At 47.5% G+C, this 16,660-nt stretch carries 14 protein-coding genes; 1 reads left to right on the top strand and 13 read right to left on the bottom strand.

What is annotated here, in order from left to right:
• Positions 1-26: 26 nt before the first annotated feature.
• Entirely contained in the window at positions 27-926 is a 900-nt protein-coding gene (locus SPUTW3181_RS02045) for a M23 family metallopeptidase (RefSeq protein ID WP_011787790.1), read from the bottom strand.
• Between the two features lie 27 nt (positions 927-953).
• Here SPUTW3181_RS02045 and SPUTW3181_RS02040 point away from each other — a divergent pair, with 27 nt between their 5' ends.
• Positions 954-1,400: a DUF721 domain-containing protein gene (locus SPUTW3181_RS02040; RefSeq protein WP_011787789.1), complete on the top strand. Its 447-nt coding sequence runs from the start codon at positions 954-956 to the stop codon at positions 1,398-1,400.
• An 11-nt stretch (positions 1,401-1,411) separates the two neighbouring features.
• Here the strand turns inward: SPUTW3181_RS02040 and lpxC are convergent, their stop codons facing one another.
• The 12 genes from lpxC to SPUTW3181_RS01980 all read right to left on the bottom strand — a co-directional run bounded on the left by lpxC (position 1,412) and on the right by SPUTW3181_RS01980 (position 16,647).
• Positions 1,412-2,332, bottom strand: a complete 921-nt coding sequence (lpxC, locus tag SPUTW3181_RS02035; protein WP_011787788.1) for a UDP-3-O-acyl-N-acetylglucosamine deacetylase — start codon at positions 2,330-2,332, stop codon at positions 1,412-1,414.
• A 180-nt stretch (positions 2,333-2,512) separates the two neighbouring features.
• Entirely contained in the window at positions 2,513-3,700 is a 1,188-nt protein-coding gene (ftsZ, locus tag SPUTW3181_RS02030) for a cell division protein FtsZ (RefSeq protein ID WP_011787787.1), read from the bottom strand.
• 33 nt (positions 3,701-3,733) lie between these two features.
• Positions 3,734-4,969, bottom strand: coding sequence for a cell division protein FtsA (gene ftsA / locus SPUTW3181_RS02025; RefSeq protein WP_011718494.1), 1,236 nt, complete (start codon positions 4,967-4,969; stop codon positions 3,734-3,736).
• Positions 4,950-5,699, bottom strand: a complete 750-nt coding sequence (locus SPUTW3181_RS02020) for a cell division protein FtsQ/DivIB (RefSeq protein ID WP_011787786.1) — start codon at positions 5,697-5,699, stop codon at positions 4,950-4,952. Before SPUTW3181_RS02020 ends, ftsA begins: the two co-directional genes overlap by 20 nt.
• Before the next feature lie 151 nt (positions 5,700-5,850).
• On the bottom strand, positions 5,851-7,317 hold the full coding sequence (gene murC / locus SPUTW3181_RS02015; RefSeq protein WP_011787785.1) for a UDP-N-acetylmuramate--L-alanine ligase: 1,467 nt from the start codon (positions 7,315-7,317) through the stop codon (positions 5,851-5,853).
• Between the two features lie 2 nt (positions 7,318-7,319).
• Positions 7,320-8,408, bottom strand: a complete 1,089-nt coding sequence (gene murG / locus SPUTW3181_RS02010) for an undecaprenyldiphospho-muramoylpentapeptide beta-N-acetylglucosaminyltransferase (RefSeq protein WP_011787784.1) — start codon at positions 8,406-8,408, stop codon at positions 7,320-7,322.
• Complete coding sequence (ftsW, locus tag SPUTW3181_RS02005) at positions 8,408-9,619, bottom strand: cell division protein FtsW (RefSeq protein ID WP_011787783.1); 1,212 nt, start codon at positions 9,617-9,619, stop codon at positions 8,408-8,410. The genes murG and ftsW overlap by 1 nt, the downstream gene beginning before the upstream one ends.
• Positions 9,609-10,928: a UDP-N-acetylmuramoyl-L-alanine--D-glutamate ligase gene (gene murD, locus SPUTW3181_RS02000; protein WP_011787782.1), complete on the bottom strand. Its 1,320-nt coding sequence runs from the start codon at positions 10,926-10,928 to the stop codon at positions 9,609-9,611. The genes ftsW and murD overlap by 11 nt, the downstream gene beginning before the upstream one ends.
• A 6-nt stretch (positions 10,929-10,934) precedes the next feature.
• The gene (mraY, locus tag SPUTW3181_RS01995; protein WP_011787781.1) at positions 10,935-12,017 is read right to left on the bottom strand and encodes a phospho-N-acetylmuramoyl-pentapeptide-transferase; all 1,083 of its coding nucleotides are present in this window, start codon (positions 12,015-12,017) and stop codon (positions 10,935-10,937) included.
• Positions 12,018-13,400 carry a UDP-N-acetylmuramoyl-tripeptide--D-alanyl-D-alanine ligase gene (locus tag SPUTW3181_RS01990; protein ID WP_011787780.1) on the bottom strand — a complete coding sequence of 461 codons (1,383 nt, stop codon included), beginning with the start codon at positions 13,398-13,400 and terminating at the stop codon, positions 12,018-12,020.
• Positions 13,397-14,899 (bottom strand): UDP-N-acetylmuramoyl-L-alanyl-D-glutamate--2,6-diaminopimelate ligase, encoded by a 1,503-nt coding sequence (gene murE / locus SPUTW3181_RS01985; RefSeq protein ID WP_011787779.1) that lies wholly within the window; start codon positions 14,897-14,899, stop codon positions 13,397-13,399. The genes SPUTW3181_RS01990 and murE overlap by 4 nt, the downstream gene beginning before the upstream one ends.
• The gene (locus SPUTW3181_RS01980; RefSeq protein ID WP_011787778.1) at positions 14,896-16,647 is read right to left on the bottom strand and encodes a peptidoglycan glycosyltransferase FtsI; all 1,752 of its coding nucleotides are present in this window, start codon (positions 16,645-16,647) and stop codon (positions 14,896-14,898) included. Before SPUTW3181_RS01980 ends, murE begins: the two co-directional genes overlap by 4 nt.
• Positions 16,648-16,660: the final 13 nt, after the last annotated feature.

Here is a 16,660-nt window from a genome sequence, read left to right as displayed (position 1 = left end):
ATGGAAACTAGAAGCCAATGTTTCAATTAACTTGCTTTGCGGTAGACAAACTTTTGTGGATCTATCTGTTGTCCGCCACGCAACACTTCATAATGCACATGAGCACCAGTAGAGCGCCCAGTGCTTCCCATACTGGCGATAGTATCGCCCTTTGCGACTACATCACCTACAGTCACTGACAAAGCTTTATTATGGCCATAACGAGTTCGAAAACCATTACCATGATCAATTTCAACTAATTCGCCATAACCAAACATATTCCCAGCCCAAGTCACCACACCAGCAGCAGTCGCCACGACTTTAGCACCTTCTCGACCCGTAAAATCAATTCCTTTGTGCACAGATCTGCGACCATTAAAAGGATCATTACGCAATCCATAAGGCGACGATAACCAACCTTTATCGAGTGGGATACCTGATATATAACGCTCATCATCTATATGGTGGTTAGATGACACAGTTTCAAGTAGTGAAAGTTGAACATTATTGTTGTCAATTCGTGAAGCCAACTTATCCATATCATCGATAAGCTGACCAAGCTCGATATTGGTGCCTAACTCGCTTAATCCGCCCACCCCAACTTCTGAGGAAAAATCAAAATCCTCAGCCAGTTTATTCTGTTGGGCAACCTGTTGGCCTAAAGCTTCGAGACGGGTGATTTTGGCTTGCATACGTGCAACATGAGTCGCTAGCATGGCTAGTTGAGACTCGGTGGCACTTTTTAGCTCTAAGACTTGTTTCTTTTGTTGTTCGCGTACGAGACGATCATTATCCACACTGGCTTGCTGATTTTCAAATCGAGCAGAGTTGTGCTGATAAATACCCGTCCCCGTTGCCAACAATAATATAGGAAGTAGCAACCAACGTTTACTGGGTTGCCAGCGTGTGACGCCATTCCGACCTTGAATAAATACTGTTACACTCATAGCCTAATTCAGCCATCTTATTATCATATGAAAAAGCCCCCTCAAGATCTCAGCCAATTACTACATCAATCAGGTAAATTACCTGACATCGCTGAGAAAGCGGAACTACTTTTATACCTGGATCAGCACGTGAAGCAAATTGTCGCAGGTCCTGTTGCGGAGCAGCTGAAAGTCGCTAATTTCCGCCAAGGTGTTCTTGTGATTGAAACTACTTCGGCGGCTTGGGCTGCACGAATTAATTTCCAAAAGCCGAAGCTATTAGCACAGCTTCAAGCAGAAACGCTCACAATCCTTACCGCAATTGAGGTTAAAGTCAACCCGAGATTAGCAATGTATGATGCAAAGCCTAAACAAGCGCACAAAGAACTGAGCCCTGCGGCCGCTGAACATATTGCTGCACTTGCGGAAAATATTAGTGGAACGCTGGGTGAAAAACTAAAACGGCTGGCCTCATTGGCCAGCCGTAATAAATAAATCAACCCTTTTTAGGCAAATACTGCGCCACTAGGTACACTAAAGCTGACGGGAACATCAGCTTCTTTTTCAAAGCTAACCAATTCCCATGCATCTTGTTGTGCCAGCAATGCTCGTACTAATTGGTTATTTAACGCATGACCCGTTTTATAGGCCGTGAACTCACCTAAAATCGCGTGTCCTGCGACATAGAGATCACCAAATGCATCTAAAATCTTGTGCTTAACAAACTCATCCTCATAACGCAGGCCATCGGGGTTGAGGACGCGGTATTCATCAAGCACAACCGCATTTTCCATGCTGCCACCTAAAGCAAGGTTGTTCGCACGCAGATACTCAATATCGCGCATAAAACCAAAAGTACGGGCTCGACTGATTTCTTTTACAAATGCAGAGGTTGAGAAGTCCATCACCACATGCTGTTGACTACGAGCGATCTCTGGATGAGCAAAGTCAATTTTAAAATTAACTCTAAAACCTTTAAACGGTTTTAACTCAGCCCATTTATCACCATCTTCAACGCGCACAGGGCGTTTAATCTTTAAGTACTTCTTAGGTGCTGCCTGCTCTTTAATGCCAGCAGACTGCAATAAGAAGACAAATGGGCTCGCACTGCCATCCATAATAGGAATTTCAGGCGCGTCCACTTCGATTACGGCGTTATCTATGCCTAAACCCGCGAGTGCTGCAAATAAATGTTCAATAGTTGAAATTCGAATACCTTCGTCATTAACAAGAGCCGTGCACATCGTGGTTTCGCGAACTTGTTCTGCCTTCGCTGGAATAGCAACAGCAGGACTCAAGTCGGTACGCACAAGTACGATCCCTGTATTAACTGGTGCGGGCATAATGCTCAAGGTGACCTTGTTGCCAGAGTGTAATCCGACCCCGGTAGCTTTCACCATTTTTTGAACAGTTCTTTGAAATATCATTCAGTTACCCGTTTAAATTTCTATTATAGCGCTTAATATTTACACACTCAGCAGTGGCGAAACGGCCACACTGGTATGACATGGTAACATAACTTAACCATGTCATACAAATGCAGCTATGTTGTGATATTGCTCAATCAAACAATATCACCACATACACGCTGAACTCAAATACCGTCTTTAATCAGCTTGTTTACGCAAAAATGCTGGAATATCAAGATAGTCCAGTTCATGCTTTGTCGAGGGCGCTGGAGTCGGTGCTGGCTGTGCTGCCGTTGGTAACACGTTACCTTTCGGTGCAGCATAGTTTACATGAACTGCTTCTTCGACATAAGCTTCAACTTTTGGTTCCACAACCACAGGCTCTGGACGCGGCGCAGGTTTAGAAACCAATTGGATATCAGGGCGTTTTTCAGCGCCAATACCAGTAGCCACAACGGTTACACGCAGTTCGTCGCTCATTTCAGGATCGATAACCGCACCCACAACCACAGTCGCATTGTCAGAAGCATAGGCCTTAACATGATTACCGACAGTTTCGAATTCTTCGATGCTCATGTCCATACCTGCGGTAATGTTAACTAACACACCACGGGCACCGGCTAAGTCGATATCTTCTAATAATGGGCTGGCAACGGCAGCTTCAGCGGCTTCTTCAGCACGATCTTCACCACGCGCAACGCCTGTACCCATCATGGCATTACCCATTTCAGACATAACAGTCTTCACATCGGCGAAGTCGACGTTAATCAGACCTGGACGCGTGATAAGCTCGGCAATACCTTGCACCGCTCCGAGTAACACGTTATTCGCAGCAGCAAATGCATCGAGTAATGAAGTGCCACGGCCCAATACTTTTAATAATTTTTCGTTCGGGATCGTAATTAGCGAGTCCACGTGCTTAGCGAGCTCGGCAATACCTTGCTCGGCATAAACCATACGTTTTTTGCCTTCGAAGGGGAAAGGCTTAGTCACAACCGCAACGGTCAGAATACCTTCTTCACGGGCGATTTGTGCAACGACCGGCGCAGCACCTGTACCCGTACCACCACCCATACCCGCAGCGATAAAGATCATGTCTGAACCTTTAATTGCGGCACGAATGTTTTCGCGATCTTCTTCAGCTGCTGCACGACCCACATCTGGGTTCGCGCCTGCACCTAGGCCTTTGGTCACATCACGGCCTAATTGAATTGTTGAGCCAGCACTTGATTTACGCAGTGCCTGCGCGTCTGTGTTGGTAACGACAAACTCAACACCTTCAATGTTGTGTTTGACCATATGTTCGACAGCGTTACCGCCGCCGCCGCCAACGCCGATGACTTTAATCACCGCGTCGTCTGAGTGAGTATCCATGATCTCAAACATTGTCTGATCTCCGTGTTGCCTGCGTTATGAAAATTAAAATTCGCCCTTAAACCAGCTTTGGACCCGATTCCAAGCGCTAGTTACCCCTTGGCGCTCAGGACGCTCGAATTGACGTTCAAGCACCCTTCTTGCACCGTAATGAAGCAGCCCAACTCCCGTTGAGTAAATGGACTGATCCACGTATTCATATAACCCTTTGATCGGTAACGGTGACGCTACCCGAACTGGCATGCCAAAAGTTGCTTCCGCAATATCCACCACACCTTGAATCGACGCGGTACCGCCCGTTAGCACAATACCTGCGGCGATCTGATCTTCTAAACCACTGTCTTTCAACTCTTTGAGCACTAGCTCAAACAACTCTTGATATCTTGGCTCCACCACTTCGGCCAGCGTATGACGCGACATACTGCGCGATGGGCGACCACCTACCGATGGCACTTCAATACTGTCTTCGCGACTCACCATGGAGCTGCGAGCACAGGCGAATTGCACTTTAATTTGTTCAGCATGCGATGATGGCGTGCGAAAAATCTTCGCAATGTCGTTAGTCACTTGGTTACCCGCAACGGGCACGACCGCACAGTGGCGCAGCGCACCATTGGTATACACTGCAATATCGGTAGTGCCACCGCCGATATCGACGATACACACACCTAAGTCTTTCTCATCGAAGGTCAGCACAGCGTCGGCTGAAGCAATACCTGAAAATACTAAGTCATCGACTTTTAAACCGCAGCGTTCAACGCTTTTAGTGATGTTCTTTGCCATATCATTGGCACAGGTCACTATATGTACCTTGGCTTCCATCCGCATGCCTGACATGCCGATTGGGCTGCGAATACCGTCTTGGACATCAATGGCATATTCCTGTGGCAGTACGTGCAATATCCGACGTTCAGTCGGGATCTTGACCGAGCGCGCAGTGTGGATCACATTGTCCACATCTTCCTGTGTCACTTCTTCATCGTTAATAGACACCATGCCGTTTTCGTTTTGGCAGGCGATATGTTTACCGGAAATGCTCAGGTAAACCGATGAAACTTGGCAATCTGCCATTAATTCTGCTTGGTCGAGCGCACGTTGTACACTGCGAACGATGGAGTCTAAATCGTTAACGCCACCTTTATCCATGCCCCTTGAAGGATGATTGCCAAGGCCGACTATGCTGATTTCGCCATCGGGCAGAACTTCGCCTATGATCACTGCGACCTTAGAGGTTCCTATGTCCAATCCGACGATCAGATTTCTATCTTGGTTTTTGGTCATTAATTATCAGTTCTCTTGTTTGTGCATCGCCCCAGCCTACGGCCAACCCTGTGTCGTAGCGTAAATCCACTCTGGCAATCGGTTTATCTTGTTTTGCCAAAAGAGGATAAACAGTAATAAATCTTTGTATCCGAGCAATTTTATCTTCTCGACCCAAGTCTAAAACGATACCGTTCTCTAGGGTCGCGTGCCACGCATGACGCGGCGTTAAATTCAAGCTAGCTAAAGTAAAACCATTAATTTTAAGCAATGAATTAACCTGTGCATACGCGGTTAATACTTCGACTCCCATATCATCAGGCCCTGATAGCTGTGGCAAATACTCAAGCTCTGGGCGCGCTGGCGCTTCAAACACTTCACCATGCACATTTAACCACGATGCTCCATTCCAATGGGCGACGGGTTGTTGTTCTTGCAAATACACCCTGAGTTTCGCTGGCCACTCGCGCCTTACTGACGCACGATATACCCAAGGCAAGGCTTCTAATGCCTGCTGTACTAAGGAGATATCAGCACTAAAAAAACTTCGCTGCATCAAATCCTGTAGTGCTATTTGTATATCTCTATCTGTGGTGTAAGTCCGTTCACCTTTGATGGCAACCGCTTCTATCGGCAGTGTACTGGCATCATTCAAAAACTTATGTAATTGGTAACCTGCAAAGACGAAACTACCAATCACTAAACTTAAAAAGCCAATCCCACTCCACAGATACCAATTGACCCGTGACATTCTCGCCCACCAGTGCCGCCTCTTATCACTCCAAGACACGTTTGATCCCACCTTTAACGACACTTACCAAAAACCACAGAAAACCGGCCATTATATAGAGCGAAACCTTTTGGTCAAAATTTCCTTTTAACCACAGTCCAAACACCATACATCACGCTGGCACCTGCGCGATTTCTACCTTTGCAAAGCCTAATTCTGTTACCGCTAACTGGCGCGACAGGGCGCCTATATTACCCGCACCTTGGGTCAACAATAAATCCCCCTCCTGCAACACATCGGGTAGCACTTCGGCTAGCTGATCTGGGCTGGCAATAAAGATGGGATCAAGCTGGCCGCGAAGACGAATCGAGCGGCACAATGCCCGACCATCGGCACCGGTAATGGGTGCCTCGCCTGCACTGTAGACATCGAGTAACAGCAGGCAATCCACCTGAGATAACACCTCAATAAAGTCTTCGTACAAATCACGGGTACGTGTATATCGATGGGGCTGATAGGCCATGACTAAGCGTTTTTCTGGCCAGCCTGCTCGTGCTGCTTTAATGGTTGCAGCCACTTCACTTGGGTGATGACCATAGTCATCAACTAACATCACTTCACCCTTAGGTGTGGCAAACTTACCTAAATGCTGGAAACGACGACCAATGCCTTGGAACTCAGCTAGGGCTTGAATAAGGGCGCTGTCATCAATTTCATCTTCGGTTGCTACCGCAATCGCAGCCAGCGCATTTAGCACATTGTGCTGACCTGGCAGGTTAAGCAGCAGATCTAAATCTTCCTTACCTTTGCGTCTTACCGTAAAACGGCATTGATGGCCTTGCTGGCTAAAGTTTAATGCTTGAACATCAGCGTCATCACTAAAACCATAAGTCACTAAGTGACGACCAATACGCGGCATAATTTCACGAACAACAGGATCATCAATACACACGACTGCCACACCATAGAATGGCAAATTATGCAGAAAATCCACAAAGGTCGATTTCAGTTTTTCAAAGTCACCGCCATAGGTATCCATATGATCGGCTTCAATATTGGTTACCACGCTGACCATAGGCTGCAGATGCAGGAAGCTTGCATCACTTTCATCAGCTTCGGCAATCAAGTAACGACTGGTGCCCAATCTTGCATTAGTACCTGCGCTATTAAGTAAGCCACCAATAACAAAAGTGGGATCTCGCCCTGCTTGCCCATAGACACTGGCAATAAGACTGGTTGTGGTAGTTTTACCATGGGTGCCCGCAATCGCCACACCATGGCGATAACGCATTAACTCCGCCAGCATTTCGGCACGGCGAACGATAGGGATCCGTAACTCTTTAGCGGCGATAATTTCAGGATTTTCAGCGTTTATCGCGGTCGAAACCACAACAACATCAACTTGCTGTACATTGTCAGCAGCATGACCAATTTGGATCTTCGCACCGAGTAAACACAATCTGTCAGTCACGGTATTTTGGGCGATATCCGAACCACTCACCTGATAGCCTTCGTTCACTAACACTTCAGCTATCCCGCCCATGCCCGCGCCGCCAATGCCGACGAAGTGAATACGCTTAATACGGCGCATTTCGGGGATCATGCTTCTTAGCTGTATGTATCTTTCTGTTTTAGTCATGCTTATCCTTTCTCAGCAAGGCTAATGCACACGGCTGCAACTTGTTCTGTGGCATCCAGTACTGCAACGTCTCTTGCTCTTTGGCCCATACGGGCTAATTCTGTTCTGTCATTAGCGAGCAATTGTAATTTACCCACTAGCTTATCTACGTCCAAGATGGCTTGCGGCAATAGGAAAGCAGCGCCAGCCTCAACCAATACTTGACCGTTACGTGTTTGGTGATCATCCACCGCATGGGGATAGGGCACCAAAATACTCGGTAATCCCACCGCGGCTAGCTCTGATACTGTTAGTGCACCTGCTCGGCATAGCACCACATCGGCCCAACGGTAGGCGGCTTCCATATCATCAATAAATTCAGCAATGTTGACCCCACCCTCTTGTCCTTGTTGCTGATATGCCGCTTTTACACCTGCTAAATTATCTTTACCTACCTGATGCCAAACGGTAATAGATTGCTGCTTACTTAAGGCCGCCACCACAGAAGGCATTAAATCGTTAAATATTTTGGCGCCTAGGCTTCCACCCACCACAAGCACTTTTAAAGCATCATCGGCAAGGGGTTTTGGCTCAGCGCCTAGCGCGATTAGCTCACGCCGAATGGGATTGCCCACTACCTTGGATTTCACTGTGGTAAAGGTGTTTTTAAAAGCACATAACACTTGAGTTGCGATACGAGAGAGCAACTTATTCGTCATACCAGGAATCGCATTTTGTTCATGCAACACTAACGGAATACCCGCAAGTCTTGCTGCAACGCCACCAGGCCCACTGGCAAAACCACCCATGCCTAGCACGACATCTGGTTTAAATTCCGCTATCACAGCTTTGGCCTGCAAGATAGAGCGGATCACTTTAAAAGGGGCAGCCAATTTGCGAACCAAACCATTACCACGAACCCCTTTGATATCAATAAAATCAATATCAAATCCGTATTGCGGTACTAAACGCGCTTCCATACGATCGGCCGTGCCCAACCAACGGACTTGCCATCCCTGTTGCGCTAAATACTTGGCCACCGCTAGTGCCGGGAAGACATGCCCGCCCGTACCACCTGCCATGACTAGAATACGTTTACCCTCTTGGGTCATTACTTCAATCTCCCTTGCACGGCCTGAACTAAACTCATGCGCCGTTCATAATCAATGCGTAGCAATGTCATTGCCGCCGCCGTCATGACCCATAAACTACTACCACCGTAACTTACAAAGGGCAGTGTTAACCCTTTAGTAGGTAACATACCAATGCTTGCTCCCACATTAACGACGGTCTGAAAACAGATCCAAATGCCGATGGCATAGGCCAGATAACCTTCGAAGGCTTTGTCCATCACTAGGCATAAATTGCCGAGGCGAATGGCCCTCAATGCCACAAACAGCAACACGGATAACACTGCAATAATGCCGATAAAACCTAACTCTTCCCCTATAACAGCAAAGATAAAGTCGGTATGGGCTTCGGGCAAATATTCTAATTTTTGAATACTATTACCTAACCCCTGACCAAACCAATCGCCACGGCCATAGGCCATTAAAGATTGGGTTAACTGATAACCACTGCCAAAGGGATCTTGCCAAGGATCCATAAATGAGGTGACACGGCGCATACGGTAAGGTTCGAGTAATACCAGCGCAACGAAGGCTAAAACCCCAGTAAAAATCAGTGCAAAGAAATCGAGTAACCGCGCACCGGCAAGGAACAATAACCCCACTGTTCCAACGAATAGCACCACGACTGTACCTAAGTCAGGTTGCATTAAGATCAAAATGGCGTAAATCGCGAACACAGCTATTGGCTTATAGAAACCCTTCGCATTTTCACGAACTTCTTGATGCCGACGCACAAGATAACCTGCCATATACACAGAGAAAGCAAACTTAGCCAACTCTGCGACTTGAATACGAATAGGCCCGATAGATAACCAGCGCGTGGCACCATTAACTGTGGTACCCACCAGTAACACTGCAACCAACATCAAACCGACAACTAACAGCATGATTGGACTCAAACGCTGCCAAGTTTGCATATCTACCCGTAGCACGAAAGCCGCAATGACAAAACAACCCATTAAATAACCCACATGGCGAGTCATAAAGTGAAACGGATTTCCGGTTAGCGTTTGAGCCTCTGGCATCGATGCCGACATCACCATCACAAAACCAAAAGCGATTAAAGACAATACAGCCGTGAACAAAGCACGGTCGTACAATTGCACGCCCGGCACTTCAGTATCACGTTGCCAGTTTGGCATTGCGGATAGCAAGCGACCAAACAGGCTGAATTGCCTTGTATCACTCGCCATCGAGCAGCTCCACCAGATTGCGGAAATCATCGCCACGCGCCATAAAGTTACTGTACATATCTAGACTCGCACAGGCGGGAGATAATAAAACGATATCGCCTGAGGTGGCTAATGCAGCCGCCTTGGCAACGGCTGCAGCCATAGAGTCGACTTTAATAGCCCCTTCCTTCAGCGCAGCAATCTTATTGCCATCACGACCTAAGGTAATCAGATGAGTCACCTTGCTCAGTGGCTCAACCAGCGGGCTGAAATCCGCCCCCTTGCCATCACCGCCAGCAATTAAAATAATGTCGCCTAAGTGATCGCTTAAACCATCAAGTGCGGCAACTGTTGCGCCCACATTGGTGGCCTTGGAATCGTTCACATAAGTCACACCGCCTTTTATCCCAACCACTTCACAGCGGTGTGAGAGCCCAGTAAAGGTGCGAGCTACCTTCGCCATCACTTGCTTATCTACACCCACGGCATAGACTAGAGCCATGGCTGCAAGTAAGTTGGCATGGTTATGACTGCCAATTAGCGACACTTCGGTAATTGGCATAATTTCGCTGCGACCATGATAAATCTTACTATCACAAATACCCCACTCGTCGCCCTCTGGCGGCGCTAAACCAAAGCTGTTTTGGTTCATAGGTTCGGTAGGTATAGTCAGCGCATCATCACGGTTAAAAATGATGGAGCGACTTTGATGGTACAGACGCAGCTTTGCTTTGCGATAGGCATCCATATCGCTGTATCTGTCCATGTGATCTTCCGTCACGTTCAAGCAAGTTGAAGCCACGCAATTCAAGCTGTGAGTGGTTTCCAGTTGGAAGCTCGACAGCTCAAGCACAAAAATCTCTGCATTCTCGCTCAGCAGATCTAGTGCAGGAACACCAATATTGCCCCCCACAGCGACAGCCATGCCTGCTTCACGCAGCATTTCACCGACTAAGGTTGTGACCGTCGACTTGCCATTAGAGCCAGTAATACCAATCACGCAGGGTTTTCGGTCTGCGATTTCTCTGGCAAAAAGTTCAACGTCACCAATGACCTCTATTCCCATATCTAACGCTGCACGCACTTCAGCGGTATCGAGAGCAATGCCTGGGCTAATAATAATTTGGCTGGCTTGTACTAAATAGCGACAATCAAAACCACCCGTAATTAACTGTACTTCAGGGAAAGAGGCCGCAAGAGTATCCGCCCCCGGAGGTTGTCTACGGCTATCCATCACCAGTGGCGTAATGCCCTTTCCACACAAATAGCGTACAACGGACAACCCCGTTGCGCCCAAACCTAACACTATGTGTGAATACTGACGTTGCATACCCTATTACCTTAACTTTAATGTGGCTAAACCGAGCAAAACGAGGAATATCGAGATAATCCAAAAACGCACTATCACTCGAGGTTCAGGCCAACCTTTCAATTCATAATGATGATGAATAGGTGCCATACGGAAAATTCGTTGCCCGCGTAATTTATAGGAACCCACCTGTAGGATCACAGACACCGTTTCCATCACAAACACACCGCCCATAATGACAAGTAGAATTTCTTGGCGTACAAGCACAGCGATAGCACCTAAAGCAGCACCTAGCGATAATGAGCCAACATCCCCCATAAACACTTGTGCTGGGTAAGTGTTAAACCACAAAAAACCTAAGCCAGCACCAACAATGGCAGTACACACAATCACGAGTTCACCAGAACCTGGCAAATGTGGAATATGCAGATAATTTGCAAACTGCACATGACCAGATAGATACGCAATTAACGCAAATGCGGCGGCAACCATCACAGTCGGCATAATCGCCAAACCATCCAAACCATCAGTTAAGTTCACCGCATTGCTCGAACCCACAATAGTGAAATACGCCAACACGATAAACACGCCGCCAAGCTGTGGCATCACATCCTTAAAGAAAGGAACCACTAACTGGGTTTCACCCGGGTTAGCTGCGGTTGCATATAAAAAGAAGGCGATTAACAATGCAGCTAAGGATTGCAGAATATATTTCCAACGCGCAATCAAGCCTTTAGTGTCTTTACGTACCACTTTACGGTAATCGTCGATAAAACCGATCAGACCAAAACTGCCCAGTACAAACAGCATCACCCACACATAGCGGCTACCAAGATCGCCCCATAGCAATACGCTAATGAAAATAGCGGCCAATATCAGTAAGCCACCCATAGTCGGCGTGCCACGCTTACTAAAATGTGACTCTGGACCATCGTTACGCACAACCTGACCAATTTGCAATAATTGCAAGCGTTCGATAAGTTTTGGTCCCCACCATAAACTAAAAATCAACGCGGTTAATAAGCCTAAAATGGCTCGAAAGGTCACATAGGAAAACACGTTAAACCCAGTATAAAAACGGGTTAAATACTCAGCCAGATATACCAGCATTTACACTAACTCCCCACGCCCGAAGGCTACTGTTAGGCCATCCACGACCCGCTCCATAGCGGCGCTACGTGAACCTTTGACTAAAACCGTCACCTGTCCCGGCAACTGGTTAATGTGCTTTATCAATTTTTCTACTAACACAGCCACGCTCTCATGGTGCTCCGCCCCAAAAGCTTGGCTCGTATGCTGACTCAACGCTCCTGTACAAAACAGCGCATCAATCCCCTGCTGTTTGGCCAGTTGTCCGAGTTCGGCGTGTAAAAGGGGCGCATTGTCGCCTAATTCGCCCAAATCTCCCAGTACCAAACAGCGATTTTCAGAAATTTCCTTTAACCAAGCGATAGCGGCGCCAACAGATACAGGATTTGCATTATAGCTATCGTCGATTAAACGAATTCGTCCTAATTGACTCGGCTGCATACGCCCCTTTACAGGCGTTAATTGGCTTAGGCCATGGGCGATATCAGTCAAACTTAATCCCAGTGCAATACATACGCTTGCTGCAGCTAACGCATTACTGACCTGATGACGCCCCGCCAGCGGTAACTTAACGTCACAAGATTCACCTAAGTAGTTGAGCATAAAACGATAACAGCCATCGGCATCTGCTTTATGTCCTGTAGCAATAACGTCAATACGACGCTTTGCTGCGCCCTCTTGTTGAGAGAAATGCAATTGTTTATAAGGTCTTGCTTTAACACTCATCACATCGGCGAAAGCATCATCAGCATTGATAATTGCAGTACCGTCGGCCTGCAGATGGTTAAAAATTTCCGATTTAGCTTGGGCAACACCCGCTTGCGAGCCAAATCCTTCTAAATGGGCACTGCCAACATTATTGACTAACGCCACATTTGGACGGACTAGCCCAGAGGTGTAATCAATCTCACCTTTATGATTAGCGCCCAGCTCAAACACCCCATACTCATCCGCAGGCGTTAAGCGCAGCAAGGTTAAGGGCACACCGATCTCATTATTAAAATTACCCGCGGTGTAAAGCACTTGGTATTTAGCCGACAAAATAGTGGCGATCATTTCTTTTACGCTGGTCTTGCCGTTTGAACCCGTCAACGCCACACAAATGGGATTAATTTGGTCACGGACATAAGCTCCTATCGCGCCCATCGCTTTTTGACAATCTGTCACTATCAGTTGTGGAATATTCAGAGCGAGCTCACGTTCAACCATTAATGCTGCGGCGCCATTCTCAATAGCGGTTGCTGCGAAATCATGGCCATCGAAACGCTCACCTTTTAAAGCGACAAATAGGGTTGCGTCGCCGACTTTGCGGCTATCACTGCTTAAATCTTGGATGGTAACGTCGTTACCGACTCGATGCGCACCTAAATGTTGACTTAGCACTTCGAGTGAAAGAGGGATCATTTTGATTGCTCCGCTAACTGGCGTGCCAAAGCGCGTTCATCATAGTTATGACGCACGCCTGCCGCCTCTTGGTAAGTTTCGTGGCCTTTGCCCGCAAGTAAGATCAGATCGCCAGATTTAGCCAATCCCACAACGTCTTTAATTGCTGTGATACGGTCAACCTGAGTCAATGCTCGTTCTGGAGTGACAAGCCCTTGGATAATATCGCTAATAATTTGTGCAGGATCTTCGCTGCGTGCATTATCACTGGTCACCATAATACGGTCTGCATATTGCTCAGCGGCACGCCCCATCAAAGGGCGCTTGCCCTTATCGCGGTCTCCACCGCAACCAAACACGCACCATAAATCCCCCGCACAATGGCGGCGCAAGGCCGTTAATGCCTGCTCTATCGCATCGGGTGTATGTGCATAATCGACGACTAAGGTGATGTTATCCGCCGTAGTAAAACGCTCCATACGACCCGCAACAGGCGTTAAATATTGCACTTGCTCGGCTAAGGCTTCCATATCAAAACCTTGCAGATACAAGGCCGATAACGCCGCGAGTAAATTAGAGAGATTAAAGGCACCAAGAAGTGGTGAGTGAATTTGAGTTTCGCCCTCGGGCCACACTAAAGTTGTACTTACGCCTTGATCGTCAAACTGAGTATTTTTGGTATAAAAAGCGGCGGCTTGGTGGCCTTCGATACTAAAGCCCCAGATCTGTGCAGCCATGTCTTTAAGCTCAATCAACCAAGATGCACCAACGGGGTCATCGAGATTCAATAAACCGTGACCTAAGGTACTGAAACGAAATAGGCTCTGCTTAGCGGTGGCATAGCTTTCCATGTCGCCGTGGTAATCGAGGTGATCGCGCGTTAAGTTAGTGAACACGGCGACATCGAATGGTACTGCATCGACGCGGCCTTGCACTAGCCCGTGGCTCGACACTTCCATAGCACAAACGCTCGCGCCTTGGGCTTCAAATTCATGCAACTGACGCATTAGGGTAATCGCATCGGCAGTGGTATTACCGCTATCAACTAGTTCACCCCATAGGCCATTTCCCAATGTACCCATAACAGCAGCTTTTCGCCTCAATGACGTCACTAGCTGTGCAATGAGTTGACTAGTTGAGGTTTTACCATTGGTGCCGGTAATGCCGATAATGCCAAGGGATGGCGTAACGGCAAACTGGTGCGCTAAGGGATAACGCTGGGCTGCTATCGCTGATACCTGACGATTTAATTGGAAAAAATAAATCTGCACACCACGCTCAGCATTATCGCCAAGCAACACTTTGCCATGTTGGTCAGCATCATCCGTGTGAACTAATACGCCTGCGGCACCTAAATCTAAGGCTTTATCAATAAACTGTCTGCCATCGACCCTATACCCTGGCAACGCCAAAAACACATCGCCGCGGCGTATTGCGCGGCTATCTAAGGTCAACTCATTGAAAGACTGATCACCCGAATATATAAACCAAGGCGCTAACAGGTCCCGTAGCAACATCATTCTGCTCTCCCTGCAATTCCGGCCAATTGCACCTGTTCTTTATCGGAAATAGGTTCGACATTTAACATTTGCAGTGCGCCAGACATTACCTTGGCAAATGCCGGCCCTGCCACTGAACCACCATAATACAAATCACCCTTAGGCTCGTTGACCACAACAACTATGGCTAACTTGGGATTATTCGCTGGCGCAACGCCCGCAAATAACGCAACATAATCATCACCATAGCCACCTGCAACGGCTTTACGACTCGTCCCAGATTTACCCGCGACAGGATAACCATCAATATGCGCTAAGGTGCCTGTGCCACCTTTTTCAGTCACAGTCACCAGCATCTGTAATACATCGCGGGCAACCTTAGCTGAGATAACTCGCTCACCTTCAGGTGGTTTTTTCAATTTTAAAATCGACACTGGATACAAAGTACCGCCATTGCCTAAAGTGGCATACATACGCGCAAGTTGTAGCGTTGTTGCCGTTAAACCATAACCAAAAGAAAGCGTTGCACGCTCAAAGTCAGACCAACGATGACGATCCTGAATAAGACCCGCACTTTCACCCGTAAGATTAATCCCCGAAAAACTACCTAACCCCATGGACTGATAAGTACCTAGCAGTTGTTGTACCGGAATGGACAGGGCTAACTTACTGATCCCTACGTTACTGGATTTCGCCAGAATACGCGCAAGGCTCATATCACCATAATTATTAGGGTCACGTACTTGACGCCCACCTAAACGCATCCAACCTGGAGAAGTCGGGATAATATCCGTTGCCTTAACAGTGCCAGCCTCAAGCGCCGCCGCCACGACAAAAGGTTTAATCGTCGACCCCGGTTCAAAAGTGTCTGTCATAGCGCGATTACGCATTCTGAAGGTTTGCAGATTATCGCGAGAATTGGGGTTATAAGAGGGGGTGTTTACCATGGCAAGCACTTCACCCGTATGGATGTCCAGTACGACAATCGAGCCAGAGGTGGCTTGGTTCATCTCTGTAGTACGTTTAAGCTCACGGTAGGCTAACTGCTGAATACGATGATCAATACTCAGTACAAGATCATTTGGACTCTCGCCTTCTTGTACTATATCGAGGTGCTCAACGACATGACCATCACGCGACTTGCGCACCTTTTGTTTGGATGGCGTGCCTGTCAACCAACTATTGTAGGCATTTTCAACGCCTTCAATCCCAACATCATCAATGTTAGTGATACCAATAAGCTGAGCGGTAATTTCACCACCTGGATAATAACGGCGGGATTCTGATTTTAAAAACACCCCAGGTAACTTCAGCTGAGTAATGTAATCCGCCACTGCGGGGGTGACTTGACGTTTAAGATAGGTAAAGCGTTTAGTGGGGTTACTACGAACTCTATCTAGCACATCTGCTAACGGTTCATGTAACACATCGGCCAACGCTTGCCAGCGGCGCATATCGGCAAAACTATTGCTGTCATTAACTTGCTTTGGATCGGCCCAAACCGCACGCACTGGCACGCTCACGGCAAGCATATCACCATTTCGATCTGTGATTAACCCTCGCTGAACCTCACGGCTCGTGGTACGCAGAGTACGCATATCACTTTCATGGCGTAACTTATCTGGCTCGATAATTTGAATATAAGCAGCCCGCCCCACCAAGCTCGAAAATAGCGCAAACACAAACCCAACCACCACGTATAAACGCCAATGGATAAGTTGCGGTTTTTGCTTTTTACTCGCCTGTTTGGTTTTTGCTTGCCTAATCATATCTTCCCTATAC

Origin of the sequence: Shewanella sp. W3-18-1 (assembly GCF_000015185.1) — a bacterium.
GTDB classification, from domain to species: domain Bacteria; phylum Pseudomonadota; class Gammaproteobacteria; order Enterobacterales; family Shewanellaceae; genus Shewanella; species Shewanella putrefaciens.
Note: the sequence above shows the minus strand (reverse complement) of the source record. Positions and strands in the feature narration are given on the sequence as shown.